This window comes from Tahibacter amnicola (assembly GCF_025398735.1).
GTDB classification, from domain to species: Bacteria; Pseudomonadota; Gammaproteobacteria; order Xanthomonadales; family Rhodanobacteraceae; genus Tahibacter; species Tahibacter amnicola.
The window spans coordinates 6036870-6063846 of record NZ_CP104694.1 but is presented as its reverse complement, the minus strand read 5'-3'; the positions used below and the strand labels follow the sequence as shown (position 1 = coordinate 6063846).

27 protein-coding genes and 1 other RNA gene are annotated in these 26977 nt (G+C 66.5%); 16 read left to right on the top strand and 12 right to left on the bottom strand.

From position 1 onward, the window contains the following. Positions 1–12 precede the first annotated feature (12 nt). The 3 genes from N4264_RS24030 (at position 13) to N4264_RS24020 (ending at position 3444) form a co-directional block, all read left to right on the top strand. Positions 13–435: an EF-hand domain-containing protein gene (locus N4264_RS24030; protein WP_261694738.1), complete on the top strand. Its 423-nt coding sequence runs from the start codon at positions 13–15 to the stop codon at positions 433–435. Positions 436–1468: 1033 nt separating this feature from the next. Further along, positions 1469–2270 (top strand): IS5 family transposase gene (locus tag N4264_RS24025; RefSeq protein ID WP_261694505.1). Its coding sequence is split into 2 segments (ribosomal slippage): positions 1469–1797 and positions 1796–2270, totalling 804 coding nucleotides; the frame shifts between segments, so codons are not numbered across the junction. A 544-nt stretch (positions 2271–2814) separates the two neighbouring features. Next, positions 2815–3444, top strand: a complete 630-nt coding sequence (locus tag N4264_RS24020) for a hypothetical protein (RefSeq protein WP_261694737.1) — start codon at positions 2815–2817, stop codon at positions 3442–3444. A gap of 42 nt (positions 3445–3486) precedes the next feature. Here the strand turns inward: N4264_RS24020 and ettA are convergent, their stop codons facing one another. Next, complete coding sequence (ettA, locus tag N4264_RS24015; protein WP_261694736.1) at positions 3487–5148, bottom strand: energy-dependent translational throttle protein EttA; 1662 nt, start codon at positions 5146–5148, stop codon at positions 3487–3489. Between the two features lie 205 nt (positions 5149–5353). On the opposite strand from ettA, the gene glyA reads away from it, so the two are divergent. The 9 genes from glyA (at position 5354) to N4264_RS23970 (ending at position 12673) form a co-directional block, all read left to right on the top strand. After that, positions 5354–6607, top strand: a complete 1254-nt coding sequence (glyA, locus tag N4264_RS24010) for a serine hydroxymethyltransferase (RefSeq protein ID WP_261694735.1) — start codon at positions 5354–5356, stop codon at positions 6605–6607. 112 nt (positions 6608–6719) lie between these two features. Beyond that, positions 6720–7241: a transcriptional regulator NrdR gene (gene nrdR, locus N4264_RS24005; RefSeq protein ID WP_261694734.1), complete on the top strand. Its 522-nt coding sequence runs from the start codon at positions 6720–6722 to the stop codon at positions 7239–7241. A 49-nt stretch (positions 7242–7290) separates the two neighbouring features. Further along, complete coding sequence (gene ribD, locus N4264_RS24000) at positions 7291–8400, top strand: bifunctional diaminohydroxyphosphoribosylaminopyrimidine deaminase/5-amino-6-(5-phosphoribosylamino)uracil reductase RibD (RefSeq protein WP_261694733.1); 1110 nt, start codon at positions 7291–7293, stop codon at positions 8398–8400. A gap of 30 nt (positions 8401–8430) precedes the next feature. Further along, positions 8431–9039, top strand: coding sequence for a riboflavin synthase (locus tag N4264_RS23995; RefSeq protein WP_261694732.1), 609 nt, complete (start codon positions 8431–8433; stop codon positions 9037–9039). Between the two features lie 15 nt (positions 9040–9054). Continuing rightward, entirely contained in the window at positions 9055–10164 is a 1110-nt protein-coding gene (ribB, locus tag N4264_RS23990) for a 3,4-dihydroxy-2-butanone-4-phosphate synthase (protein WP_261694731.1), read from the top strand. Between the two features lie 75 nt (positions 10165–10239). Beyond that, the gene (gene ribH / locus N4264_RS23985; RefSeq protein WP_261694730.1) at positions 10240–10704 is read left to right on the top strand and encodes a 6,7-dimethyl-8-ribityllumazine synthase; all 465 of its coding nucleotides are present in this window, start codon (positions 10240–10242) and stop codon (positions 10702–10704) included. Then, positions 10701–11156, top strand: coding sequence for a transcription antitermination factor NusB (gene nusB / locus N4264_RS23980; protein ID WP_261694729.1), 456 nt, complete (start codon positions 10701–10703; stop codon positions 11154–11156). Before ribH ends, nusB begins: the two co-directional genes overlap by 4 nt. Before the next feature lie 23 nt (positions 11157–11179). Then, positions 11180–12136 carry a thiamine-phosphate kinase gene (thiL, locus tag N4264_RS23975; protein WP_261694728.1) on the top strand — a complete coding sequence of 319 codons (957 nt, stop codon included), beginning with the start codon at positions 11180–11182 and terminating at the stop codon, positions 12134–12136. A 48-nt stretch (positions 12137–12184) separates the two neighbouring features. After that, positions 12185–12673, top strand: a complete 489-nt coding sequence (locus N4264_RS23970; protein WP_261694727.1) for a phosphatidylglycerophosphatase A family protein — start codon at positions 12185–12187, stop codon at positions 12671–12673. Between the two features lie 5 nt (positions 12674–12678). On the opposite strand, the gene N4264_RS23965 is transcribed toward N4264_RS23970, so the two are convergent. Genes N4264_RS23965 through N4264_RS23940 form a run of 6 tightly spaced genes read right to left on the bottom strand, consistent with a single transcriptional unit; the run spans position 12679 to position 18114 of the window. Beyond that, positions 12679–13509 carry an SGNH/GDSL hydrolase family protein gene (locus N4264_RS23965; protein WP_261694726.1) on the bottom strand — a complete coding sequence of 277 codons (831 nt, stop codon included), beginning with the start codon at positions 13507–13509 and terminating at the stop codon, positions 12679–12681. Between the two features lie 3 nt (positions 13510–13512). Next, positions 13513–13953 carry a DUF4019 domain-containing protein gene (locus N4264_RS23960; protein WP_261694725.1) on the bottom strand — a complete coding sequence of 147 codons (441 nt, stop codon included), beginning with the start codon at positions 13951–13953 and terminating at the stop codon, positions 13513–13515. A 10-nt stretch (positions 13954–13963) separates the two neighbouring features. Then, positions 13964–15343: an FAD-binding oxidoreductase gene (locus tag N4264_RS23955; RefSeq protein WP_261694724.1), complete on the bottom strand. Its 1380-nt coding sequence runs from the start codon at positions 15341–15343 to the stop codon at positions 13964–13966. A 38-nt stretch (positions 15344–15381) separates the two neighbouring features. Further along, the gene (locus tag N4264_RS23950; RefSeq protein WP_261694723.1) at positions 15382–15969 is read right to left on the bottom strand and encodes a BON domain-containing protein; all 588 of its coding nucleotides are present in this window, start codon (positions 15967–15969) and stop codon (positions 15382–15384) included. 10 nt (positions 15970–15979) lie between these two features. Continuing rightward, on the bottom strand, positions 15980–16336 hold the full coding sequence (locus tag N4264_RS23945; protein ID WP_261694722.1) for a YraN family protein: 357 nt from the start codon (positions 16334–16336) through the stop codon (positions 15980–15982). Between the two features lie 8 nt (positions 16337–16344). After that, a complete protein-coding gene (locus N4264_RS23940; RefSeq protein ID WP_261694721.1) occupies positions 16345–18114 on the bottom strand; it encodes a penicillin-binding protein activator in 1770 nt (589 codons plus the stop codon). Positions 18115–18185: 71 nt separating this feature from the next. Here N4264_RS23940 and rsmI point away from each other — a divergent pair, with 71 nt between their 5' ends. The 3 genes from rsmI (at position 18186) to N4264_RS23925 (ending at position 20160) form a co-directional block, all read left to right on the top strand. Next, on the top strand, positions 18186–19013 hold the full coding sequence (rsmI, locus tag N4264_RS23935; RefSeq protein ID WP_261694720.1) for a 16S rRNA (cytidine(1402)-2'-O)-methyltransferase: 828 nt from the start codon (positions 18186–18188) through the stop codon (positions 19011–19013). 26 nt (positions 19014–19039) lie between these two features. Then, positions 19040–19402: RNase P RNA component class A (rnpB, locus tag N4264_RS23930), an RNA gene on the top strand. A gap of 191 nt (positions 19403–19593) precedes the next feature. After that, positions 19594–20160 carry an ECF-type sigma factor gene (locus N4264_RS23925; RefSeq protein ID WP_261694719.1) on the top strand — a complete coding sequence of 189 codons (567 nt, stop codon included), beginning with the start codon at positions 19594–19596 and terminating at the stop codon, positions 20158–20160. Positions 20161–20217: 57 nt separating this feature from the next. Here N4264_RS23925 and N4264_RS23920 read toward each other — a convergent pair whose 3' ends face one another. The 5 genes from N4264_RS23920 to N4264_RS25730 all read right to left on the bottom strand — a co-directional run bounded on the left by N4264_RS23920 (position 20218) and on the right by N4264_RS25730 (position 26310). Further along, positions 20218–21318 (bottom strand): WD40/YVTN/BNR-like repeat-containing protein, encoded by a 1101-nt coding sequence (locus N4264_RS23920; RefSeq protein WP_261694718.1) that lies wholly within the window; start codon positions 21316–21318, stop codon positions 20218–20220. Positions 21319–21320: 2 nt separating this feature from the next. Continuing rightward, the gene (locus N4264_RS23915) at positions 21321–21614 is read right to left on the bottom strand and encodes a MoaD/ThiS family protein (RefSeq protein WP_261694717.1); all 294 of its coding nucleotides are present in this window, start codon (positions 21612–21614) and stop codon (positions 21321–21323) included. A 120-nt stretch (positions 21615–21734) separates the two neighbouring features. Then, a complete protein-coding gene (locus N4264_RS23910) occupies positions 21735–22574 on the bottom strand; it encodes a hypothetical protein (RefSeq protein ID WP_261694716.1) in 840 nt (279 codons plus the stop codon). Positions 22575–22739: 165 nt separating this feature from the next. Continuing rightward, a complete protein-coding gene (locus tag N4264_RS23905) occupies positions 22740–25280 on the bottom strand; it encodes a diguanylate cyclase domain-containing protein (protein ID WP_261694715.1) in 2541 nt (846 codons plus the stop codon). Positions 25281–25344: 64 nt separating this feature from the next. After that, positions 25345–26310, bottom strand: coding sequence for a 2OG-Fe(II) oxygenase (locus N4264_RS25730; RefSeq protein ID WP_343231979.1), 966 nt, complete (start codon positions 26308–26310; stop codon positions 25345–25347). A gap of 120 nt (positions 26311–26430) precedes the next feature. Between N4264_RS25730 and N4264_RS23890 the strand changes: the two genes are divergently transcribed. Further along, the gene (locus N4264_RS23890) at positions 26431–26928 is read left to right on the top strand and encodes a hypothetical protein (protein WP_261694714.1); all 498 of its coding nucleotides are present in this window, start codon (positions 26431–26433) and stop codon (positions 26926–26928) included. Positions 26929–26977 lie beyond the last annotated feature (49 nt).

Here is a 26977-nt window from a genome sequence, read left to right as displayed (position 1 = left end):
AAGGAGATAATAATGAAAGCGTATACTGTTGGACTCGCCGCAGCGCTGTGCCTGATGTCGTTTGGTGTTGTGGCGCAAACCTCGGGAAACACCCCGCAGAACCAGCCGCCCGCCGGTACCTCCCCCAATACGCCGCCTGCGAACCGGTCGTCCACCAATCCCCAGAGTGGTTCAACGACCGGAACGGATACGTCCGCCACGGCGGCAAAGAGCGGCGATTCGAACATGGCGAACACCATGGATGTGCAGTCGTTCCAGCGATTTGACAGTGACAGTGACGGCAACCTCAGCAACACCGAGTTCAACAAGGCTGGCATGCGAACGATGACGCTGGCCCAGGTCGACAAGAATGGCGACGGCCGCATTTCCCGCGACGAGTGGACCGGCTACCGCGACACCAACAACACCCAGAATCAGCGCGAGCAGCGGCGGTAACCGAGCAGCAGTGCCGACTGGAGCCAGGTAGAGCGTTTCCTGAAAAGCGCCCATCGTTACGCACGATGGGCGCCGCGTAGTCGCTTCAATTCCATTCCAGGACGCCCAGCAAGCGGGCCGTTCCGATACCTACGCCACGCGCAGCTGACAGGTCGTCTCCGTGGCCAGATTGGCCCTTCGTCCCTGGCCGCCGGAATCCATCGTGGCGGCCTTCCTGGATCGACGCGCATCAGGCTGAGTCGGCATCGCCCCTGCTTAGGCGATGCCGCCGCGGAGTTTCCGAAAGACGGCTGGTCCTTCACACCGATTGGCGCTGGAGTTCGCCCAATAGTGGCTGGCCTGAACTGCCAGACTCCAGGACACCCACCAATCCGTCCGTTACGCGGACCACACAGTGCGTAGCCGACTGGCCAAATCAATTCGCAACTAAGAAGACTCCGAACAGCGGGTAGTCCCTCTCGTCGCCGGCCTGTCGGAATTCGCTGAAAGATGGTTGGCCTGAATTGATCGGGCCTGAATTGATCGCGGAGTTTCCGAAAGACGGCTGGTCCTTCACACCGATTGGCGCTGGAGTTCGCCCAATAGTGGCTGGCCTGAACTGCCAGACTCCAGGACACCCACCAATCCGTCCGTTACGCGGACCACACAGCAGACTCCAGGACACCCACCAATCCGTCCGTTACGCGGACCACACAGTGCGTAGCCGACTGGTCAAATCAATTCGCAACTAAGAAGACTCCGAACAGCGGGTAGTCCCTCTCGTCGCCGGCATGTCGGAACTCACTGAAAGATGGTTGGCCTGAATTGATCGCGGAGTTTCCGAAAGATGGCTGGTCCTTCACACGAATGGCGCTGGAGTTCGCCCAATAGTGGCTGGCCTGAACTGCCAGACTCCAGGACACCCACCAATCTGTCCGTTACGCGGACCACACAGTGCGTAGCCGACTGCGCAAATCGATTCGCAACTAAGAGTTCCTAACAAAACGCCGCGTAGTCTACAATGCGTCAGCCACAAAGAGTTGAGTGCTGACGGATGAGTAAGCTTGAGATCAAGGACGATCTGTGGGACGTGATTCGGCGGCTACTTCCGCCGGAGCCAGATCGCCCGAAAGGTGGTCGGCCAAGAGTGCCGGATCGTGCTGCCATCAACGGCATCGTGTTTGTCCTGAGGACGGGGATTCCATGGGAGCATTTGCCGCTCCGGCTAGGCTATGGATCCGGCATGACCTGCTGGCGACGGCTGCGAGACTGGCAGCAGAGCGGTGTTTGGGATCGATTGCACAAGGAACTGTTGCGGCGGTTGCGTAGCTACGATCAGATCGACATGTCGCGAGTGAGTGTGGATGCAGCGAGTGTTCCTTCCCCCGGGCGGGGAGGAAACCGGTCCAAATCCTACCGATCGAGGAAAGTTGGGGTGCAAAAGGCACGTTGCGGTCGATGCCAGGGGCACGCCGCTCTCGTTCCTCATCAGCGGCGCGAACACGCACGACAGCAAGTGCTTCGAAGCCGTAGTCAATGCGTTACCTGCGGTTGGTGGTCTTCGAGGGCGTCCTCGGCGATGGCCAGACAAGGTTCATGCTGACAAGGGATACGACTACGAACATTGCCGACACGCGTTACGGCACCGTGGAATCGTCCAGCGTATCGCTCGGCGAGGCGTCGAATCTAGCCAGCGACTGGGCAAGCATCGTTGGGTCGTCGAAAGAACGTTTGCTTGGCTCAACCGATTCAAACGCCTTCGCATCCGGTATGAGCGCCGCCCTGAAATCTATCTGGCCTTCGGATTGCTCGCTTGCTCATTGATCTGCTGGCGTGCGATTGAACGGTTTTGTTAGGCACTCTAAGAAAACTCCGAACAGCGGGTAGTCCTTCGCGTCGCTGGCCTGTCGGAATTCACTGAAAGATGGTTGGCCTGAATTGATCGCTTTCCCGATTGGCATCGTCCACATTGAGGAGAATTGCATGGGTGAGCTCTCAAGCGTTTGTTGGGTGCTGCGATCCTTTTTTGTCGGGTGCTGCGATCCTTCTGAGTTCGAGTGCAGGAGTCAGCGCGACAGCGTCGGAAGCAGTGATGTTGTCGAACGCGTGGACGGCCGGATTTTCGATCCCTCCTTGAAGTGTTGGTTGTTGCGAAATGTCGAGACAAAAGCCGTGCTCAGAGGCAGGCGCTGTGCCGAAGTGTCACGGCAGCTCATTGAATGCGTGGGGCCAGTCGACTGGCCCTCTGACAGGGGTTCAGTCGAGATCGATGATGGTGGCCCGGAAGACTGAGGGATCCTGCTCCGGTTGCCACGACGTCCCGCCGTCCGTGGCCCGCGCTGTCCCCTCTGTCCGATTGCTGCCGTCAGCGGCGAAATCGCCTCGGTAAAGGAGTGTGAGGTGCAACCGGACCGGCTTCTGGCGTTTGTGGTTGCCGTGCTGGGTGCCCATGGCAGTGATGCCACCGCCGGTGGTGTGCTGGACCAGCAGCAGTGGCGCCATTTCGTTCTGGCGGAATCACCCGACCATGCACCATTTGCGGTCAGTGCGTCCGAGCGCGCCGTGCCGATGCTGAGGGAAACGCTGCGCAGCCGGGTGCTTGATGTCGAGGTCCGCCTCGTGGACTCACCGGATGGCAGCCGATCCGCGGACTCTGGCATCACTCACCGATTCCCTGTCTACACCGACGGTGCCCGGATGCGCCGGCTGTCACGCAACTGCGGCGACGTCGGACTGACATCCGCGGTCGTGCACAACGGCGCGATGTATTTCGTCGACTGCAACGGCTCCGGCGTCGTTCGGTGCGAATTGGGTCGGTTGTCGCGGCGTGGGGCCCGGCTTGTGCTGGAACGATCCGAGCCGTTGGCGGGGCTGGACGGGCCGGCTTCGCCGGCGGTGCGCTACTTTGTTCGCCGAGATGGCGATGACCTGGTGATCGAAACGGGCCGCTACCAGGCGTTCAAACAGTGGACTTATGCGGAACCGAACCGGTCTGTCGCGGGGATTGCATTGATCACCTTGCCACACTGAACAAAAAAATCCCCGCCGGAGCGGGGATTTTTCTTGCGTGTATCAGGCCAGCTTCTTGTAGCGCACGCGGTGCGGCTTGGCGGCCTCGTCGCCGAGACGGCGCTTCTTGTCTTCCTCGTACTCGCGGTAGTTGCCGGTGAAGAATTCCACATGGGAATCGCCCTCGAAGGCGAGGATGTGGGTGGCGATGCGGTCGAGGAACCAGCGATCGTGCGAGATGACCATGGCGCAGCCCGGGAATTCGAGCAGGGCTTCTTCCAGGGCGCGCAGGGTTTCGACGTCGAGGTCGTTGGACGGTTCGTCGAGCAGCAGCACGTTGCCGCCCTGCATCAGGGTCTTGGCCAGGTGCAGGCGGCCGCGTTCACCACCGGAGAGCTGCCCGACGAGTTTCTGCTGGTCGGCACCCTTGAAGTTGAAGCGGCCGATGTAGGCGCGCGACGGGGTCTGGTACTTGCCGACGGTGATCATGTCGGCGCCGCCGGAGACTTCCTGCCACACGTTGTTGCTGCCTTCGAGCTTGTCGCGCGACTGGTCGACATAGGCCAGCTGCACGGTCTGGCCGATGATGATCTCGCCCTTGTCGGGCTTTTCCTGGCCGGTGACCATCTTGAAGAAGGTCGACTTGCCGGCGCCGTTCGGGCCGATGATGCCGACGATGGCGCCGGGCGGGACGCGGAAGGAGAGGTCGTCGATCAGCAGGCGATCGTTGAAGGCCTTCGAGACGTTCTTGAACTCGATCACCATGTCGCCCAGGCGCTCGCCGGGCGGAATGTAGATCTCGTTCGTTTCATTGCGCTGCTGGTACTCGACCGAGTTCAGTTCCTCGAAGCGGTTCAGGCGCGCCTTGCCCTTGGACTGGCGGCCCTTGGCGCCCTGGCGTACCCATTCCAGTTCGCGCTGGATCGCCTTCTGGCGCGACTTCTCGGATGCTTCTTCCTGCTTGAGGCGGGCGTCTTTCTGCTCCAGCCAGGAGGAATAGTTGCCCTTCCAGGGAATGCCGCGGCCGCGGTCGAGTTCGAGAATCCATTCGGCGGCGTTATCGAGGAAGTAGCGGTCGTGGGTCACCGCGACGACGGTGCCCGGGAAGTCGGCCAGGAACTGTTCGAGCCATTCGACCGATTCGGCGTCCAGATGGTTGGTCGGTTCGTCGAGCAGCAGCATGTCGGGCTTGGACAGCAGCAGGCGGCACAGGGCCACGCGGCGCTTTTCACCGCCCGAGAGGTTGGCGATCTTGGCGTCCCAGTCGGGCAGGCGCAGGGCATCGGCGGCGACTTCGAGCTGGCGCTCCAGCGTGTGCGCATCGGTGACGGCGAGAATGTTCTCCAGGCGCTGCTGTTCCGCGGCGAGCTTGTCGAAATCCGCACCTTCTTCGGCGTAGGCGGCGTAGACCTCGTCCAGGCGCTGCTGCGCGTGGAGAATTTCCGATACGCCTTCCTCGACCGATTCACGCACTGTCTTGGTGGGATCGAGCGCCGGTTCCTGCGGCAGGTAGCCGACCTTGATATCCGGCTGCGGGCGCGCTTCGCCGTTGAAGTCGGTATCGACGCCGGCCATGATGCGCAGCACCGTCGACTTGCCCGAGCCGTTCAGGCCCAGCAGGCCGATCTTGGCGCCCGGGAAGAAGGACAGGGAGATGTCCTTGATGATCTCGCGCTTCGGGGGCACGACCTTGCTGACCCCGATCATGGTGTAGATGTACTGCATGGATCTTCGTCCGGAGGCGGAAAGTCGTCGATTATCCGTCAGGGGGGCTTCGACGATAGGGCGATGAGCCGCGGTGGCCGCGGAGATTTCCGCCTGGCGACCGGCAGGCCGGCGCCCAGGCGGTCGGGCCCCGGCTTATTCAGTGGGAGAGGGGTGGCGCGAGCCGCTACAATCGGCGGATTCCCCGCTCTGGAGCACGCCGCCCATGTTTTCCAAGGATCTGCGCATTGCCGGTTACGACGACGCCCTGGCCGAAGCCATCGCCGCGGAGCGACGCCGCCAGGAAGACCACGTCGAACTGATTGCCTCGGAGAACTACGCCAGTCCGCGCGTGATGGAGGCCCAGGGCACCGTCCTGACCAACAAGTACGCGGAAGGGTACCCGGGCAAGCGGTACTACGGCGGCTGCGAACATGTGGATATTGCCGAGAAACTGGCGATCGAGCGCGTCAAGCAGCTGTTCGGCGCTGACTACGCCAACGTACAGCCGCATTCGGGCTCGCAGGCCAACGCCGGCGTCTACATGGCCCTGCTGCAACCGGGCGATACCATCCTCGGCATGAGCCTGGCCCACGGTGGTCACCTGACCCATGGCGCCAAGGTCAATTTCTCGGGCAAGGTCTACAACGCTGTCCAGTACGGCATCAATCCGGATACCGGCCTGCTCGACTACGACGAGATCCAGCGCCTGGCCAACGAACACAAGCCGAAGATGCTGGTCGGCGGCTTCTCCGCCTACTCCCAGGTGGTCGACTGGGCGCGCATGGCCGAGATCGCCAAGTCGGTGGGCGCGCTGTTCTTCGTCGACATGGCTCACGTGGCGGGCCTGGTGGCCGCCGGCGTGTACCCGAGCCCGGTGCCGCACGCCGACGTCGTCACCTCCACCACCCACAAGACCCTGCGCGGCCCGCGCGGCGGCATCATCCTGGCCAAGGCCAACGAAGAGCTGGAGAAGAAAATCCAGTCGATGGTGTTCCCGGGCATCCAGGGCGGTCCGCTGATGCACGTGATCGCGGCCAAGGCCGTGGCCTTCAAGGAAGCGCTGGAGCCGGAGTTCAAGACCTACCAGCAGCAGGTCGTCAAGAACGCCAAGGCGATGGCGGCGACCCTGATTGAGCGTGGCTACCGCATCGTCTCGGGCGGCACCGAGAATCACCTGATGCTGATCGACCTGATCGGCCGCGACGTTACCGGCAAGGACGCCGAAGCTGCGCTGGGCAAGGCCCACATCACGGTCAACAAGAACGCTGTCCCGAATGATCCGCGTTCGCCCTTCGTCACCTCGGGCCTGCGCATCGGCACGCCGGCCGTCACCACGCGTGGCTACGGCGAAAAGGAATGCCGCGATCTCGCCGGATGGATGTGCGACGTGCTCGATGCGCCGTCCGACGAGGCGGTCCTGGGCCGCGTGCGCGATGCCGTGACTGCACAATGTCGCGCTTTCCCGGTGTATGGTTGACACCATTGCGCCACGGGCCGCGCGGGCAGGAGCTTGCTGACGGATCGACCGTGAGGCATTCGGTGCGGCCCTGAGGCCGCATCGCATCGACTTCCCAGGCCCTCCGACAGCGATGCATTGTCCCTTTTGCCAGCACGAAGACACCCGCGTCATTGATTCCCGCCTGGCCGAGGACGGCGCCACGGTGCGGCGCCGCCGCGAGTGCCCGTCCTGCGGCGAGCGCTTCAATACCTTCGAAACCGCCGAAATCAAGCTGCCGGCCATCGTCAAGAGCGATGGCCGGCGCGAGGCCTTTGACGAACACAAGCTGCGTACCGGCGTGGAGCGCTCGCTGCAGAAGCGGCCGGTTTCCAGCGACGCCGTCGACGAGGTGCTGCGCAACGTCCTGCGCCACCTTCGCCAGGTCAATGAGCGGGAAGTGCCGTCGCGGCGCATCGGCGAGTGGGTGATGGACGAACTGCGGCGGGTCGACTCCGTCGCGTATGTGCGTTTTGCCTCCGTCTATCGCCGGTTCGAGGACGTACAGGCCTTCCGCGAGGAAATCGAGCGGCTGGAGCGGGATCTGCCGGTCCTGGAAGGCCTGCAGCTGCCTCTCCTGGGGGATGCCGTGCCGACAGGCCGCAAGAAAGCATGATGATTCTTCCTGGCGGCGGCGCTTCCGCCGGTACCCCCTTCCGCATGCCATGACGGCGTTTTCCGCGACCGATCACCGCCTGATGGCCCGGGCGCTGCAGCTGGCTGCCCTCGGCACGTACACCACGGCGCCCAATCCGCGGGTCGGCTGCGTCATCGCCCATGGCGAGCGGGTGGTCGGCGAGGGCTGGCACCAGCGTGCCGGCGAACCGCACGCCGAGGTGTTTGCATTGCGCCAGGCCGGCGCGGCGGCCCGGGGCGCCACCGCCTATGTGACGCTGGAACCCTGCGCCCACTTCGGGCGGACCCCGCCCTGTGCCGACGCGCTGGTGACGGCGGGCGTGGCGCGGGTCGTCGTGGCGATCGAGGACAGCTTCGCCCAGGTCGATGGCGCTGGTCTGCGCCGGTTGCGCCAGGCGGGCGTGACGGTCGACGTCGGGCTGATGACCGACGCAGCCTGGGAGCTCAATCGAGGTTTCCTGACCCGTACCCGCCTGCATCGTCCCTGGGTCCGCCTGAAGCTGGCGCAGAGCCTGGATGGGCGCACCGGCCTGGCCAATGGCGAATCGAAATGGATCACCGGCGAGGCCGCGCGCGAGGACGTGCAGCACTGGCGCGCCCGCAGCAGCGTGATCCTGACGGGCGCCGGTACGGCCCGCGCCGACAACCCTCGCCTCACTGTCCGCCTGGCCGGTACGGATGTCGCGCCGCCGTTGCGGGCGGTGGTCGACAGCCGTCTCGATGCACTGGCTCCCGGTTGCCATTTGCTGGATGGCAGCGTGCCGACCGTGGTTTTCCATCGGGCGGGAATGACTCCGGCCCATCCGGGCTACACGGCGGTGGAGTGCGTCGTGCCGGATGGACCGCGGCCCGGCGTCGACCTGCCCGCCGTGCTCGGTGCGCTGGCGGCGCGCGGCGCGAACGAGGTGCAGGTGGAGGCCGGGCCGGTCCTGTGCGGAGCGCTGTTTGCGGCAGGCCTGGTGGACGAGATCTTGCTCTATGTCGCGCCGGTATTCCTGGGCGACGCGGCCCGGCCGCTCCTGGCGTTGCCTACGCTGACCGATATGACCGGGCGCTGGCACCTGCGCCTCGTCGAACAGCGCCAGGTCGGCGATGATATGCGGCTGCTGCTGCGCCCGGCCGACCGGGGCGTCGCCTAGCCACCCTGTTTCCTTCGGAGTTTCCGTCTCATGTTCACCGGCATCATCCAGGCCCTGGGCCATGTTCGCGCCATCGAGCCTGTCGGCGGCGATACCCGGCTGACCATCGACGCCGGCACGCTGGATCTGGCGGATGTGGCCCTGGGCGACAGCATTGCCGTGTCGGGTGTCTGCCTGACGGTCGTTGCGCTCGATTCCGGTGGTTTTGCGGCGGACGTTTCGCGCGAGACGCTCTCGTGCACCACGCTGGAGCGCTGGCAGGTGGGCAGCCGCGTGAACCTGGAGAAGGCGCTGCGCCTGGCGGATCGCCTGGGTGGCCATCTGGTTTCCGGTCATGTCGACGGGGTCGGCAGTGTGGTGGCCGTCAGCGACGATGCCCGTTCACAGCGCTGGGACTTCGAGGCCCCGCGCGCCCTGGCGCGCTACATCGCGGCCAAGGGCTCGATCGCGATCAACGGTGTCAGCCTGACGGTCAACGCCGTCGACGGCCTGCGGTTCGGTGTGAACCTGATTCCCCACACGGTGGCTATGACCACCTTTGGCGACCTGGGCCCCGGTGCCCCGGTCAATCTCGAGGTCGACATGATGGCGCGTTACATCGAGCGCCTGACCCAGCCCGACCTCTCCCCCAACGCCTGACAGCGCGGACTTCCGATGAGCTTCGACAGCATTCCCGACATCCTCGACGACATCCGCGCCGGCCGCATGGTCGTGATCCTCGACGACGAGGACCGCGAGAACGAGGGCGACGTCATCATGGCCGCCGAAAAGGTGCGACCCGAGGACATCAATTTCATGGTGCGCGAGGCGCGTGGGCTGGTCTGCCTGTCGGTCACGCAGGCGCGCTGCCGCCAGCTGGGTTTGAAGCCCATGGTCAGCGACAACACCTCGCCCCACCATACGAATTTCACCGTCTCGATCGAGGCGGCCGAAGGCGTCACCACGGGCATCTCTGCCTACGATCGCGCACACACGGTGCTGACGGCCGTCCGGCCGGACGCCCGTCCACACCACCTGACCCAGCCGGGGCACATCTTTCCGCTCACTTCGCAGCCGGGAGGCGTGCTGACCCGCGCCGGTCATACCGAGGCCGCCAGCGACCTGGCCGGCCTGGCTGGCCTGGAACCGGCCGGCGTGCTGGTCGAAGTGCTGCACGACGACGGCACCATGGCGCGCCGGCCTGAGCTGGAAGCATTCGCGCGCAAGCACGGCCTGCGCATCGGCACGATTGCGGACCTGATCCGCTATCGCCTCGAGACCGAAAAAACGGTCGATCGGATCCACGACGAAAACGTCGATACGGAGTTCGGCCCCTTCCGACTCGTGATCTACCGCGACGTGCTGCAAAAGTCGCTGCATTACGCCCTGGTGCGCGGCACCGTCGACGACGGCGAGCCTGTGCTGACCCGCGTGCACGTGAAGAACACCCTGTCGGACGTGCTCCATCTCACCCGCGATGACCTGGGTCTGACCGTGACCGCCGCGCTGCGCCGCATTGCGGACGAAGGCCGTGGCGTGGTGCTGGTGTTGTCCGAGCGCGAAGACAACGACAGCGTGCTCGATCGCCTGACCGGGCGCGCACGCCAGGACGCCAAGGACAAGGATGCCCAGGTGCACGAATGGCGCCGCCATGGCCTCGGCGCGCAGATCCTGATGGATCTGGGCCTGCGCCGCCTGCGCGTGCTTGGCACGGCCCGCCGACTGGTCGGCCTGGCCGGCTTCGGACTGGAGGTCGTGGGCCACGAGGACAAGCCCGGCAGCTGAAGGTGCGCGCCCGACCGGGCGCGGGGGCGGGGGCTACGGTAGAATGCCTGCCCTTTTGTACCGATGGACCTGCCCATGGCCCAGTTTGCCGGCGACCTGCGTGCCGCGGCCGACGCGCGATTTGCCATCGTCGCCAGTCGCTGGAATCCGCGCATCGTCGACGTGCTCGTCGAGGGCGCCGAGCGCGCGCTGACGGCCAATGGCGTCGCCGCATCGGCCATCGACGTGATCCGCGTCCCCGGCGCCTGGGAGATTCCGATCGCTGCCGCGCACCTGGCGGCCGGGGGCAAGCATGCGGCAATTCTCGCGCTCGGCTGCGTCGTGCGCGGCGACACGCGGCACTATGAACACGTCGCCGATGGATGCGCGCAGGGCCTGATGCGGGTGGCGCTGGATCACCGCCTGCCGGTGCTCAATGGCGTCCTGGCCGTCGAACGGCACGAGGACGCCCAGGCGCGCGCCGGTGGCGCGCACGGCAACAAGGGCGAGGAAGTGGCTCTGGCCGCAGTGGAAATGGTTGATTTGTGGAGCAAGCTGTGAATACGACGCGTCGCCCCGAAGGTGTGGATCTGGCAGCCCGTTCGCGCGCCCGTCGCCGCGCCCTGCAGGCTCTTTATGCATGGCAGCTCTCCGGCAGCGCCATTGGCTCGGTGATCGAGCAGTTCCGCCACGAGCAGGACATGGAAGTGGCGGATACGGAATATTTCGAAGATCTGGTGCGCGGCGTGGAACGCCATTGCGCCGAGCTCGATGCGGGCCTCACGCCGTTCCTCGGCCGTGAAGTCGCGCAAGTCGATCCGATCGAGCGCGCGGCGTTGCGCCTGGGCGCCTACGAGCTGAAATACCGCGTCGACGTGCCGTACCGCGTCGTCATCAACGAAGCGATCGAAACCACCAAGCGTTTCGGCGCCGATCACGGCCACACCTACGTCAATGGCGTGCTGGACAAGCTCGCCGGTGAGTGGCGCGCGGCGGAATACCGCGGCCGCTGACGCCCGGCACCGGGTCACCGCGCATGCGCGAATTCGACCTGATTGACCACATCCGCGCCCGCACCGGTCTGCCGCGCGGCGACGTCGACCTGGGCATTGGTGATGACGCCGCGCTGTTGCGCGTGCCGGAAGGGCAGTCGCTGGCCGTCTGCGTCGATACGATGGTTGCCGGCGTACATTTTCCCGCGGGCACGGCGCCCCGGGAGCTGGGGTGGAAGTCGCTGGCGGTGAACCTGTCGGATCTCGCGGCCATGGGAGCCACCCCGGCATTCGCAACCCTCGCGCTGACGCTTCCCGTTGCCGATGCACGCTGGATCGGCGATTTCGTCGACGGTTGGCTGGCCCTGGCGCAGCAGCATGACGTCGCGCTGGTCGGTGGTGACACCACGCGTGGGCCCTTGAGCATCACCGTTGCCGCCCACGGCTACGTGCCGCATGGGCAGGCAATGCGGCGCGACGGGGCACGCGTGGGCGATATCGTCGCCGTGAGCGGCACGCTGGGCGACGGCGCCGCGGGGCTGGACGTGGTGGAAAACCGCGTGAGCGGCGAATCCGCATCCTGGCTCTGCGTGCGTCTGAACCGGCCGACACCGCGTGTTGCGTTGGGGGGCGCGTTGCGCGGCATTGCGACGGCCTGCATCGATGTCTCCGACGGACTGACTGCTGACCTCGGTCATCTGTGCAAGGCGAGCGGAGTCGGTGCCTGTATTGCGATGAATGACCTGCCTCTGTCAGCGGCGCTGACGGACTACATCGACCTGCCGACAGCCCGTGGCTGGCAGCTGTCGGGCGGTGACGACTACGAGCTGTGTTTCACCGTCGCGCCGGCGCACTGGCCCGAGGCACAGGCGCGTGCCGCTGCGGCGGGCGTACCCGTCTGCGCGATCGGTGTGATCGAGGCGGAACCGGGCGTGCGCGTGATTCGTGCGGATGGTCAATGCATTCCAGCGATGGCAAAGGGATGGGATCACTTTGCATGAGGATCGGCGTCTGATGACTATCGAAAGGGTAGCAATGACGGGTTTGCCATGCCCGCGTTGAGCGCGGCGCAACGCCGTGTGCTGCTGTCGCACCCCGCCGGCTGGCTGGCCAGCGGTTTTGGTGCGGGATTGAGCCCGCTGGCGCCCGGCACGGTGGGCAGCGCCGTCGCGCTGTTGCCCTACCTGTGGATGCGCACGCTGCCACTGCCGCTGTACCTCGCGATCGTGGTTGCAGTGTTCCTTGCCGGCGTCGCCGCGTCCGCCGTCGTGGTGCGTCGGCTGCGCGTGGAAGATCCGGGCTTCGTGGTCGTCGATGAATTTGTCGGGCAGTGGCTGGCACTGGCGCTCGCCCCGGCGGGCTGGCCGTGGATGCTGGCCGGTTTCCTTCTCTTCCGGCTGTTCGATGTCTGGAAGCCCTGGCCCGTATCCTGGGCCGATCGCCATGTGCACGGCGGCCTGGGTGTGATGCTCGACGATGCCCTGGCCGGCGTGATGGCGGGAATCGTCGTGGCCGCCGGCGCGTTGCTGCTGGCCTGAGCGGTTCAGCGCGTCGCGGATTCCGCCACGGAGAGAATGTCGCGCATCTGCTGGGCGCTGACGCGAAGTGTTTCGGGCGGCGGCAGCTGCGCGGACTGGGCCAGGAAGGTCTGCCACGGCGACACATATGCCTCAGGCGGTGGCAAGGTCAGGGTAGCCTCGAAGCCGCGCGCAGCGGGCCATTCACCGTGGATCTGACGGTAAAGCAGGGTTGCGATCAGCACTGTGCCTTCGATGGACGGATGCAGTTGCTCGTCGATGAAGACACCGCGCGACGGATATGCCTGGTCAAACTTCAGCAGCACTGGGCCGGCGTCGAGCACCTCCGCCCGGATGTCGCGGCCCACCTGTTGCAGCCCCGCGCCGAGTTGCCGTTGCCATTGGGCCTGGCGTCCCCACGCGCCCAGCAGCAGCACGCGGGTGTTGCGCTCATTGGCGGCGCGGGCAAACGCCGCATGGGCGAGGCGCGAATCACGGCAGGCGTCGAGCGAGACGGTCACCTTCTGCGACAGGCAGGCCATGCGCCCGCCGCGCTCCTGCAGGATGAGCAGGTCCCAGGGTTTTTCGTCCAGTAGTCGCAGGGCTACGCCGTCACGCCAGCGGTCGGCGAGGGTGCCTCCGCTGGTGGCGATCATGTCGACGGAGGCGGGGGCGCGGCCGCTGGCACGTGCCAGCGCCGTGTAGACGCCCGGCAGGTTGTTCGTATAACTCAGGCTATTGCCGACGATCAGGATGTGCCGGGCAGCGTCGCGCCGGGACGGCGCGGCGTGCAGGGTGCCGGCGACAATCAGCACCGCCGCAAGCATCTGCACCAGCACCGCCCTGCATCGCTTCACCCTTTACTTCCCCGCGCAGGCAGGGCCGCGATCCGAGAGCGGCGGACCAACGCGGTAGCCGCTGACACGGGCGATGCCCTGGGCGTCGTCCACCACGGTCACGCGTTCGCTGGCGCTGTGGCCGTCTTCGAATTCGGTCAGGAACAGCCCGTTGATGCCATCGCCGTCGGGCAGCAGCTCGAAATCGAGGGCGCGCCGGCAGTTGATCGCCTGTGCGGACTGCCGGCTCCTGAGGATGCCGGATTTCCACTTCTCCATATCGGCCTTCTTGCGCAGCTTCTCGTCGGCGTCGCGCCAGGCGGTTGCGTAGTCACCGGCATCGAGTTTTTCCAGCCACTGCTGCGCGATTTTCATCTGCGGCATGGTGGCTTCGGCGATCGGCTCGGCCGCAGCGGCGCCGGCAGACAGCGCGGCAATCAGGAGGAAGGCAGCAGTGCGTCGCATCGCGGGACCCTCAGTCCGGCAGCAATTTGCCGGGATTGAGTATGCCATCGGGGTCAAAACCCGCCTTGATCCTGCGCATCAGGGCAACAGAAACCGGGTCAATCGCGCGGGACATCCACTCGCGCTTTGCCAATCCGATGCCGTGTTCGCCCGATAGCGTACCGTCGAGCGACAGCACCAGGTCGAAAACCGCGGCCAGACAGTCCGGCGCTGCGGCGGCCTGCTGCGGATCGTCAGGGCGATAGAGCAGGTTGACGTGGATGTTGCCGTTGCCGGCGTGGCCAAAGTTGACAATGGGAATCGTGTACTTTGCGGAAATGGCCTTGAGTCCGCTGATCAGCTCTGGCAGGCGGCTGACCGGCACCACGACGTCCTCGTTGATCTTCATCGGCGCGATGGCACGCAGTGCCGGCGACAGGGCCTTGCGCGCGGCCCAGAGCGTATCGACTTCGGCCGCGTCGGCCGCCGCGCGCAGCTCGACCAGGCCAGCGCCTTCGGCCGCGCGTGACACGGCGGCGACGGCCGTATCCAGCGTCGCTTCCTCGCCGTCGACTTCGATCATCAACAGCGCGCCGGCGACGGGAATGGCGTCGCCGCCATGCTGGCGCGCCAGGCGCAGTGCCTCGTCATCCAGGAATTCCAGCGCGCAGGGGGTGACCGGCTGGGCCATGATGCGCGACACCGCGGCAGCGGCGCTGCGGATATCCGCATACGTGGCGCGCAGGGTGCGCTTGGCGGCGGGCAGCGGCGTGAGTTTGAGCGTCGCCTCGGTAATCAGCGCCAGGGTGCCTTCGGAACCGACGAGCAGGCGCGTGAGGTCGTAGCCGGTCGCTGCCTTGCTGGTCCAGAAACCGCTGCGGAAGGAAGCGCCGGTGCCATCGACCGCGCGCAGGCCTAGCGTGTTCTCTCGCGGCGAGCCGTATTTCACCGTGCGGGGGCCGGCGGCGTTGCAGGCCAGGTTGCCGCCGATGGTACAGAAGGGGCTGGAGGTCGGGTCCGGTGCCCAGAAGAAGCCCAGGGGACGCAGCACCTGTTGCAGCTCGCCGTTGAGCACTCCCGGTTCGACGACGGCGAGGCGGTTGTCCGGGTCGATCCGCACGATGCGGTTCATCCGCTCGAAGGACACGACGACGCCCCCGGCGACCGGCACCGTGGCGCCGGTGGTATTCGTTCCGCGACCGCGGGCGACGATGGGTACGCGGAATTCGCGGCACAGTCGCACCAGCGCTTCGACATGCTCATGCGTCGCCGGAAAGGCGACCGCATCGGCCTGCGCCTGCTGGCGCGAGTTGTCATAGCCGTAGACCAGGCACTCGGCCGCGTCGGTCGTGAATCCATCGGGACCGAGCAGGGCCTGGAGCCGTTCCGGCAGGGGGGATGGAAGGGGCATGTGGTGCCGAACTCCCGGGCGTGGTGCCTTGACTGCGCTCAGTCCTTGTATTCCAGCACGCGCACGACGCGTTCGACACCCGCGACATTGCGCGCGACCTCGGCCACGCGGTCGGCTTCCTCGCGCGTGAGCAGGCCCATCAGGTACACCGTACGGTGCACGGTCGTGATGTTGACCCGCGTCGGGTCAAATCCCGGCAGGTCGACAATATCAAGCAGCGCCGTCTTCGTATGCGCGGTGATGGTGTTGTCGCGGCGCTGCGACCAGAAGCCTTCCGGCTCGCGCACCTGGATGTCGTTGACCAGCTTGCGCACGCCCTCGAAACCTTCGACGCGGCGTTCGGCGCGCTCCTTGAGTTCCGGTGTCCGCACTTCGCCGGCCAGCAGCATCACGCCGTTGTACACGGTGATCGAGACGTTGTTCTTGAGAGCCAGTTCTTTGTCCTTGTTGAAGTTGTCGTACGCGGACAGCTGGATGTTCTTGTCGTCGATCACCTGGGCGAAGCTGCGCCGGTCGTGCGCCGCGCTGGCGCCGGCGGCGGCGCCGCCGACCACGGCGGCAAAGCAGCCGCCGAGCAGCGGCGCGGCAAGAAGCAAGAGAGCGGGCAGGCGCAGGGACTTGATCATGGGCACTCCGTCAGAAGGCATCGAAGGCGGCACGTTGCCAGTCGCAGCCCGCATTGTCGTCGGTGCGACTGAACGCGACCGTATCGAAGCGGCAGGGCTGGCGCGCGAGGGCCGGTCGTTCGGCGAGGAACATCTGCGCGGCGCGCACGAGTTTCGCCTGTTTTTGCGGACCGATGGATGACAGTCCATCACCTGTCCGGACCCGGTAGCGCACTTCCACGAACACGACGGTATCGGCCTCCCGCATGACGAGGTCGATTTCGCCGTAGCGGCACTGCCAGTTGCGGGCGATCAGGGTCAGTCCGGCTTTTTCGAGCGTGGTCAGCGCCGCCGTTTCGAAGGCGGCGCCCTTGTCGCGTGTCGTCATGACGGGCGCTACAGCGCGCCGCCGACGCTCAGTCCCGCGGCACGCGCAACACCGTTCTCGAAGCGCGCCCAGGTCATCAGCCGGTGGACGCGGCCGAAACTGTCGGCGGCGAGCTGGCCCGTTGCGCCGGGCAGGTAGCTGTCCGGATGCGTGCCCAGCCAGCTCATGTAGGGCAGCAGGGCGTAGGCGTCGTAGCCCAGTGCGAACAGGCGCGCGCCGGTGCCCCGGGCCGAGTCGATCCCGCGTGCGATTTCGTCGCGCGGCGGCAGGCCGGCGGCGGCATCGAGCAGCCAGGGCGAATCGCAGAATTCCAGGCCGTCGAGATCGCGGTCCAGCCCCGGGTTCGGCGTGCCGGCGTAGACGTGCGAGGTGGCCAGCACCGGCAGCGTGACGCCCGCCAGGCGCAGCTGCGGCATGAGCAGGCGCGCCTGCTGCGGTCGCATGCTGATGAAGACGCCGGCATTGGATGCCGTGGCGAAGGCGCCGACCGACTGCTGGATCAGCGCCGAGTAGTTGATTTCGCCCTCGCGCAGTCGCGATTCGCCGACCACGGCGCCGCCCAGGCTTTCGAACTGCGCCCGGAAGGCCAGCGCGGCGCGCTCGGCCCAGTCGTCGGTAGCCGCAATCACGGCGGCTTCCTTGATGCCCATTGCCGCCATTCGTTCGGCGACCTGGGCGCCCTCCCCATCGGGCACCAGGCCGAAGGCGATGCTGCCCGGCGGCGGCGTCGCGCCCGAGTCGGCCTGGTTGAGCGCCAGTACCGGCACGGGCAGGCGGCCCTGCTCGAACAGTGCGCCCACCGCTTCGCGGCTGAGCGGCCCGACCACGCGGTCGGCGCCGGCCTGCACCGCTTTGTGGTAGGCATCGTAGGCGTCCTGGGCGCTCAGTCCGCTGTCGTAGACGCGCACTTCGCCGCGTTCGGCACCGGGCGCGCGGTCGTTGAACCAGGCGGCGAAAAACCCGTCGCGGATCGCCGCCGCGGCGCCCTTCAGCGCGCCAGTGGCCGGCAGCAGCAAGGCGACGTGGCGACTGGCCGAATAGCCCTCGCGGGTGGTGCCTTCGGCGCTGAGCGTGCCGACCGGACGGCTGGGCTTGAGCACCGTCAGCGGCAGCATCTGGCCCTGCTTGCGCAGCGCGCGCTCGATCCACGGGCGGAGTGCGTCATCGGCGGGCAATTCGTTGCCGCGCTGCTTGAGCACGGCGGTTTCCAGTGCCGCCAGCGTATCCACGATCTGCTGGCGATTGTGTTCCCGATCAGCACCGCTCAGGCTGCGGTCGAGCACGGCGCGCGTCCGCGCGGCGCCGTAGCGGTCGCCGGTAGCTTCCTGGGCGCGCGCGGTCAGCTCAATGCGGCGCAGGGCCAGGGCGGGCGACAATGACGAATCGGGCATGGCCAGCAGGGCCAGCGCCTGCTCGGGCTGGCGCTGTTCCAGCGCCAGTTCCGCCTGGAGGAGGTCGTAGCGGAAGGCGTCGTCGGGGGTCAGGCGCTTGCGCTTGACGTCTTCGAGGTTCGCGGCGGCGCCACCCAGGTCGCCCTCTTCGCGCAGGGCCTCGGCAGCGCGCAGGCGGTAGTGGCCGCGGGTGGCCGAGCTGGACTTGGCCAGCGCCAGGAAGGCATCGGCCGCAGCGCGGAACTCGCCCCGCTGGAACAATTCTTCGGCCGCCGTGGCCTGGGGATTGGCCGCGGGCGTCCCCGATTCCATCGTGGCGCAGCCAGCCAGCAGGCTCAGCACGAACAAAACCCCGACAAGCAAAGATCGACGCGCGCTAGTGCGCATGGAAGGCATCCGTAACCCAAGGCAATACTGCGATCATAGCGGATCGACGCATCAGCCCAGCGGGAAGCAGCATGACCAGTCAGACACACGGACGCCTTTGGGTCGTCGCCACGCCGATCGGCAACCTGGACGATTTCTCCCCGCGCGCCCAGGAAACCCTGAAGAAGGTCGATGTAATCGCGGCGGAGGACACCCGTCACAGCGGCCCCTTGCTGGCGCGCTTTGGCATCGGCACGCGCCTGGTCGCGTTGCACGAGCACAACGAGCGCGACGAGGCCGAGCGGCTGGTCCAGCGCATGCGGGAAGGGGTGGATGTCGCCCTGATTTCCGATGCGGGCACGCCGCTGATCAGCGATCCGGGATTCCGTCTGGTGCGGGCGGCCCGCGCCGCCGGCCTCACCGTATCCGTCGTGCCGGGGCCGTGTGCCGCGGTCGCGGCGCTGTCGGTGGCCGGGCTGCCCAGCGACCGGTTCGTGTTCGAGGGGTTCCTGCCAGCCAAGTCGGGAGCACGGCGCGAGCGGCTTTCCACATTGGCCGATGAGCCGCGGACACTGGTGTTCTATGAATCGAGCCACCGCGTGCGGGAGTGCCTGGAGGACATGGTCCAGGCCTTTGGTGCCGAGCGGCCCGCCGTGCTGGCGCGCGAGCTGACCAAACTGTTCGAAACGGTGCTCGACGGCACCCTGGCCGACGTCGTGGCGCGGGTTGCCGCCGATCCCAACCAGGAGCGCGGCGAGTTCGTGCTGATCGTGGCCGGCCGACCCGAGGACGAGGACGCGCGGCTGGCCGAGGGGCGCCGGGTCTTCGCGCTGCTGCGCGAGGAACTGCCGCCGGCGCGGGCGGCCAAGATGGCGGCCGCCATCACCGGTGCCCCGCGCAAGCAACTCTACGAAGGCTGACCGGCTGGCCTGCTATACTCGCCGGGGGAGTCGGCCGGACAGTCGCGTCGCCGAAAGGCGCCGAGGAAAGTCCGGGCTCCGCAGGGCAAGGTGCCAGGTAACGCCTGGGCGGCGTGAGCCGACGGAAAGTGCAACAGAGAATAGACAGCCGATGGCCCCGCAAGGGGATCAGGTGATGGTGAAACGGTGCGGTAAGAGCGCACCGCGTGCGGGGACAACGCCGCACGGCACGGCAAACCCCACCTGGAGCAAGACCGAATAGGGGAGCTATGGCGCGGCCCGCGTCGCTCCCGGGTTGGTTGCTGGAGCCTGCCGGTGACGGCAGGCCGAGAGGAATGACTGTCACCCCGCAAGGGGTACAGGACCCGGCTTACAGGCCGACTCCCCCATTTTTCCTTTTGTGCGGCGCCGGCGCTTGTATAGCCGGCGTGCGCCCCTTCCCGATCGACTTTCCTGTCGCACCCGTATTGCGGGTGCGCATACGGTGGCTGGTTTGCATCGATTACGCGGAGCGTCATACGCTGGTGTGACGCGCGGTGCCGGGCCATCGCGCGGCCGCTTTGTCCGAGGGTGAAAGTGCATGGAAAGCGAAGTCAACGACATCACGTCCCTGCTGCACGAATGGCAGCACGGCAGCGACACCGCCCGCGATCAGGTGTTTGATCGCATGTACGCCGAACTGCGGCGCCTGGCACGCGGCGTGATGCGTTCGCACCGCGACCACGACACGCTGCAGCCGACGGCCCTGCTCAACGATGCTTTGCTGAAGCTGCTCGATGCCGTTCCGAAGGAACTGGAAAATCGCGGCCATTTCGTCGGCATTGTCGCCACCAAGATGCGCCAGATCCTGATCGACCGGGCCCGCGCCCGCCTGTGCGACAAGCGCGGCGGCGGCGCGCGTCCGGTCTCGCTCGACGACGTCCAGCTGGCCACGGATGACCCGGTCGGCCTGATCGCGCTGGATACCGCGCTCAACGGCCTCGCGGTGCACGATCCGGAAGCCGCGCGCATCGTCGAGCTGCGCGTTTTCGCGGGATTGACCATCGAAGACACGGCCGCCGCGCTGGATATCAGCCCGCAGCGCGTCAGTCGCGAATGGACCTACGCCCGCACCTGGCTCAAGCAGCACATGGTGGCGGCGGACTAGCGGCTGACACTGGCGAGTCAGTCCTGCGGTCTCGCCGGTTGCAGACAACCACGCGTTTCAGGCAAACGTCACGCCGTAAATCGGCGGCAGTCGCGCGGCGAGTTGCTGCCAGTTGTCGCCCTGGTCGTCGCTGGTCCAGAGGCCGCCGGTGGTGGAGCCGAAGGCCAGCCGGTCGCCATCCGCACTGATCGCCAGGCCATGGCGGTACACCAGGTCATAGCTGGCGGCTGTGGGCAGGCCCTGGTCGAGCACCTCGAAACGCCGGCCGCCGTCGCGCGTGCGCGCCACGACCAGGCGCGCGTCGACTGGCACGCGACGTTCGTCCTTCACTGCCGGCACGAACCAGGCGGTGGCCGGATCCGTAGGATGCACTGCCACGGCAAAGCCGAAGACCGACGGCGGCACGTTCTCGATCTCCTCCCAGGTGTTGGCACCGTCGGTGGAGCGGAACACGCCGTTATGGTGCTGGATCCACAGGTGGTCCGGTGCGCTGGTGCACTGGACCATGCGATGGGCGTCCTGCACGTTTTCCTCAAACTGCGATTCGGGCGGCATGTAGGCGGCACGCAGCCCCTTTGCCGTCAGCTTCCAGGTGACGCCGTCGTCGGCGGTCTGCCACACCCCGCCGCAGGAGATAGCGATACGCACGGTGCGTGCGTCGCGGGGATCCACGCACACCGAATGGATGCCCGGATCGTCGTAGCCGCCGCCGAACCAGCCCGCGCGCTCGGGTTTGTCCCAGAGCGGGCGCACCAGCTCCCAGGTGGCCCCGTGGTCGTCGGAGCGGAACAGGCCGCCCGGAATCGTCCCGGCCCACAGGCGCCCGGGTTGATCCGCGCCGCCGGCCGCGAGCGACCACAGCAGCGACAGCGTGGCCGGCCGCGGTGGCTTGCCGTCGCCGGTCCTGGCTTCGTCGCCTTCGGCGTAGGCAGGAACCGCGATTTCCTGCCATTCGCGTCCGCCATCGACCGAGCGGTGCAGCTTCACCCCGAAGTGCCCCAGGTTCAGCGCGGCATACCAGCTGCCGTCGCGCGGATCTGCCATCGCCAGCGTGACGTTGTCGCCCAGGAAGCTGACGCGTTCGATCACCCAGCCGGCCGGCTCGCGCGCCAGCGCGAACAAGCCCTTGCGTGTGCTGACAAGCAGCCGGTCGGACATGATCAACCTCCCGAGAGAGCCTGCAAAATGTATATTTCCGAGGATTCGCGCAGCGGGACGGCGAGCGCCGACTTATCCGTGATGGACTGGCCGTCGATAAATATCGCGACATGACGGCGCACAGTGCCGTGTTCGTCGACGACATAGCCGCGCAGCTGGGGATGCTGCTGGAACAAGGCGTCCAGGGCCTGATCGAGCCGCTGGCTGGTGACGATCGTCTGGAACTCCGCCGGTCCGCTGGCCGCGGCGCTGCGCAGCCAGCGTGACAATCCTGAGGCAAGAACGATTCGGGGCATGGTAACTCCGCACACGGAACCGCCGGCAAACCGGCGGCCAGTGTAGCGCATGCCGTCACGAGCGATCCGCCGCTCCGGGCGAACCGCTCGTTTCCGTCGTCGTCACCGAACTGCTGCCGATCACTCACCCGGTTGCGGCGCGATCACCGACTGAACTTCTTCGGCCAGCCGATCGGCGACGGCCACCGCAGCCTCGGCCCGCCCACACGCGGCGTAGGCGAGGGTGTACTGGCGGCTTCCGGCCGCATCGGTGCACAGGGAGGCTTCGCGTGCGGCCAGCGCCAGTGCATCCGTCGCGGCATTTTCAACCGATTGCACGGACTGCTCGCGATCACCCAGCGGCGAGCGGCGACGTTGCGCGATGCGCTCGCCCAGGCTAGTCCCGAGCTCGTCCATGCGGTACTGCAGGTCACGCAGCGCCGCCAACACGCGCGTCTGACGGCGCGGATCGGCCAGGTCGGCCTTCAGGCTGCTGCTGATCGACGGCACGAGCTTCCAGTTGGCCGAAACCTTGATCGGAAAATTCGGCAGGCAGTTGCAGGCAGGAATCTTGCCCTGGGCATCGATCCAGCCGCCGCCGGAACTGGTGGAGATTTCCATATAGCTGGCGCCAGGCTGGTGTGCGAAGGTCTGGCTGCCGTCGCGGTACTTGATCGTCAGCGCGTTGTAGGGACAGCCCTTGCCGGGCAGCCAGACGTGTACGTCCTGGCTCAGGTTCGCGCTCGACATCGTATTGCCGTATCCATCCACCCAGCGGTAGTAGTCCGGGCTGCCGACGCGCCGGCCGCAGGCCCAGCTCGGCCGCACCAGTGCCGGTCCCGGCCCGTAGGAAATATCGCCTTCCTGATGGAAGCCGTCGTCGTCGAAGTACCACACGCGGTAGTCGACATTGCCGGCCTGGGCCGTACCGATCGCCATCATCGCCAGGGTCAGGGCCGAAGAGAGAATACGGGAAATCATGGTCGTATACCTTTGGAAGAGTTTGGGATTGCCGGATCATCACTCCGGCCCGGTATCGACCCGTCCGGCGCGCCAATCACATCGGCATCCAGACGTACGCAGTACACACCGCGCAGGGATCATCAAGGTGGAAGTATTTTATAGTCCCTTTTTTGGTGGGGCGGGTCAGCTTTGACCCAGCAGCCGGTAGTCGTTGCGGCCTGCATCCTTGGCCGCATACAAGGCCTTGTCGGCGACGGCGAGCAGCGTCTCGGCCGATTCGGGGGCGTGCAGGTACGCGATGCCGACGCTGGTGGTCACTTGCAGCGATGATCCATCGATCACCAGCGGAACCCGCATGGCGCAGACAATCTTCTTCGCTACGCTTTCGATATCGTCTGCGCTGGAAGGGTTTTCAATCAGGACCACGAACTCGTCGCCGCCAAGGCGTGCAACGAGATCGTCGGTGCGCAGGCAGGACTGCAGTCGAATGGCGAATTCGCGGATCACCGCATCGCCGGTCAGGTGGCCGCGGGAATCGTTGATCGCCTTGAAGCGGTCGATGTCCAGGTACAGCAAGGCCAGGTCCATGGCGTGTCGTTGGGCGCGGGCGATGGCGATCGTGAGACGCTCCTCGAAATACCGCCGATTGGCGATGCCGGTCAGGGCATCGAAACGCGCCAGTCTCTCCAGTTCCTGTTCCGCGCGCTTGAGTGGCGTGATGTCGAACGTGAGGGAGAAGAAGCCGCGCACCGCGCCATCGACGCCCACGTCCGGCACGTAGCTGGACTGGTAGTGGAACAGGCGGCCCCGGATTGTCGCGCTGCCGTCGAACAGCTGCGGCTCGCCCTGGAGCGCGGCGTCCACGTGCGGCTTGATGTCCGCATAGGTCGTTTCGCCGATGACCTCGCGCAGCGTGCGCCCGACGATGGCTTCCGGGCGAATACCGAACAAGCGCTCGATGAAGGCATTGGCGAACGTGTAGCGTTCATCGGCATCCAGGTGCGAGATCAGCGCGGGAATATTGTCGCTGACGGCACGCAGCCGGGCTTCGCTGCGGTCGCGCGCCTCTTCGGCGACGACCCGCTTGCTGATGTCGCGTCCGGAATAGATGATTTCCCGGGTGCCGTCGCCCGACGGGCTGGGCAGTACCTGGGCGATGGCCTCGATCCAGATGTAGTCACCGTTCTTGTGGCGCACCCGGTAACTCACTGTCGCCGAGCCCCCGTCGGCTGCGAGCGCACTGAGCGTCTGGGTCAGGCGCGGTACGTCATCCGGATGCACCAGTTCCCAGCGCGGCTGCATCAGTTCGGATGGTTTCCAGCCGAGCATGTCCTGCGCGGACGGCGAGATGTACAGCCGCTGGCCGTCCAGGCGCATGCGCACGACCAGGTCGCGCGAGTTGTCGGCCAGGATGCGGTAGCGCGACTCGCTTTCACCCAGGCGCGTCAACGCCGAACGCAGGCGGCGGTTCGAGCGCCGCTGCAGCAGGTAGGTCGCGGCCAGCACGAGCACGAGCATCAACGAGAGCAGGCTGCCGATGAGCACGAAGCGTTGCCGTTCGATCAGCGCTTCTTCGCGTTGACGCGCAAGGTCGGCTTCGCTGCGCAGGCGCATCAGATCCATGTCCTGCTCGATGTAGCGCAGGCGCGCCTCGAAGTCGTCCGCGGCTTTTGCGCGTTCGGTCTGGTCGACCGTGCTCTGCAATTGCAGGTAGTGCGTCATCAGCGACTTCAGTTCCGCCAGCGGCACGGACTGATCGATGCTGGTCTGCACCAGTTCGCGTAGCACGCGCAGTTCGTCGCGGCCCATGTTGAGCTGGTGGAACGACGCGTGCGCCGTGCGAAGCTCCGCCAGTGCCGTTGCGCCGTCGCCGGCCGCGCGCGCGGCGATGCCCAGCACTTCATGCCCCTGGCCATTCAACTGGGTGTTGCGCAGCATCTGGGCCAGTTCCAGCACGCGCCGGCCCTGTTCCCGCTGGGTCGGTATATCGCCACGCAGGTGTGCGATGCGCGCCAGTTCCAGGGCGATTTCCGCGTTCAACTTGGGATCGTCCACATGCTCGGCGATCGGCAGTGCTTCCTGGAGGGTCTGCTCGGCCTGGGCCGTCTGGCCCAGCTGTGCCTGCGCGCGGGCCCGGTTTCGCAGAAGGCGCGCCTGCATCGCCGGGGCGGTTCGCGTCGCGATGGCGTTCAGGCCGCGCTCGGCGTATTCGGCCGCCGTCTTGTGCTTTCCCAGCGAATAGCTCAGCGACGAATACGCCAGGTAGACGTCCGCAAGGAGCTCGGGGTGGGGATTGGCGCGCAGCAGCGTTTCTGCGTCGGCGAGGAGGTGTTCGCCGGTGATGAAATCCTGCAGCGCGATGCGGCCGCGACTTTCCGCGATCAGGCCACGGACGGAGAGCAGCGGCTGGCTCGCCGCATTGGCCGCTTCGCGGGCTGCAAGGCCGGCGTCGCGCTGGCAGGTCCAGTTGGCGACGACGCGGCAGGCGTTGGCCTGGCTCAGGTAGAGCAGTGCAACCGTCGCGAGGTCACCACGCTCCTTGGCCTGGTCGATTTCTGCCGGAAGTGCAGAAAGCACCGACTCGGGCTGGGTCAGGGCGCGCGCCTCCAGCGGATGGCGCAGGGGAACCGGTTCCACGGCTGCTGCGATGCCCGCCGCGATCACGAGCCACCCGGCGGCCCACGGGCGCCAGGTGCCGCAGTGATCCCTCGGTCCCTCGCGCATGCCGCCCTCCGCCCGCCGGCAGTTGGTCTGGTCGGAACGAAGTATACGCAGCGGCGCGGGGCGGTTACGGAGCGTCGTGGAAGAGGATGCCCAGTGTCTGCCGGCGTCCCGTCCGAACGCGGCTGACGCCGTGCCTCAAGGCTACGCGATAGATCCCTCGGCTGCCGGAAGCCGGGCGCTGGTTGACCGCGAATACCACCGCGTCTCCCCGCTGCAAGGGCACGACTTCGGGGCGTGATTGGCCGCGCGGCCGCTGCTCGGTCAGGACGAATTCGCCTCCGGTGAAATCCTCGCCGGGCTGCGACAGCAACACTGCGACCTGCAGTGGAAAGACGTGTTCGCCGTAGAGATCCTGGTGCAGGCAGTTGTAGTCGCCCACGCCGTAACGCAGTTGCAGTGGGGTGGGCTGGGTCTGGCCGGCCGCATGGCAGCGGGCGGTGAACGCATCGTGCTCATCGGGGTAGCGCACGTCGCTGCCCATGGCCGCGCTCCAATGATTGGCCACGGCGACCAGCGGGCGATACAAGGTGGTGCGCAAGTACTGCACAAGGGGCGGCAGCGGATACTTGAAATACTGGTACTCGCCGCGTCCGAAACCGTGGCGCTGCATGATCACGCGGCTGCGAAACTGCGTGGCGTCTGCGTAGCCGGCGCGCAGCTCGTGGCAGTGGCGGGCATCGAGGAGCCCGGGCAGCAGGGCGTGGCCTTCGTCATTGAGGGTTGTCAGGAGGGTCGTCCAGTCCGCACCGGCGATGCGTGCGGCCAAGACGCTGGTGTCGACCATTAGCGTTGCGTCCTCGTCCGGGCGGCAGCGCAGGCAGGCGCGGAATCCGGCCTGACGTGCCAGCTCGGCCGAATCGAAATACTGGACGTTCTCGCGCTGCGGGCGTGCCGCGCACGATGGGCGGCAGTACACGCCTGTCGTACGGACCGCGTAGACAAATTGGCCGTCCTGCGTGGCGTCGCGCGAGTGGACCGCCTGCCAGCGCCGGTCATCGTCGGCGGCGCCCGGAATCATCGTGTCGCTCATCGGTAAAGTCTCCAGCGGGTTTCGCGCCACGATAGGTGGACCAGTGACGGACGGCACTCCGGAACTTGCGCAGGCATCGCTAGGTTCCGGCAAGTACCAGGGGCAACAGGGACATCCACCATGCCTTCCGTGATCTACGACGAACTGATGGCATCACTGGCGGGCGAGGGGCCGGTGAGTGACCAGGCCTTGCGCCTTGCCGTGGCCTACATCGAGCACGCGCGGCGAGGGTCGCTGGAGTTGGCGGAGATCTTCGGCCTCGGCGAGGCGATGGCCTGTGAAACCATCACGGAAGATACGCTCAACGACGTGCGCTGCGCCATGGTCCGCCTCGTGGAATGCGGCCTGTGCACGACAGCGCAGGTGCCTACGGTGGTCTACGCGCTCACCCGCCTGGCCGATCCGCGGCTTGTGCCACTGTTGACTGCGTGGTTGGGCGAGCACCTGCGCGAACTGCTGGTCCACCACAGGGCGGTGTCGCAGCTGCTGTTCGGGCTGACCGGCCTGGGGGCGCCGGTGCCCTTTCGCCCGAGCGCGGGTGTATCGACAGTGGAGCTGAATATTGAAACGGCGACCAAGTACCTGGAAGCGGCAACCGGTGCGCGGCCGTGGCAATAGCTGTCACGCGCTATGACGTGGCCGAGTGCGCCGGGCGCGGCGCTTCCGG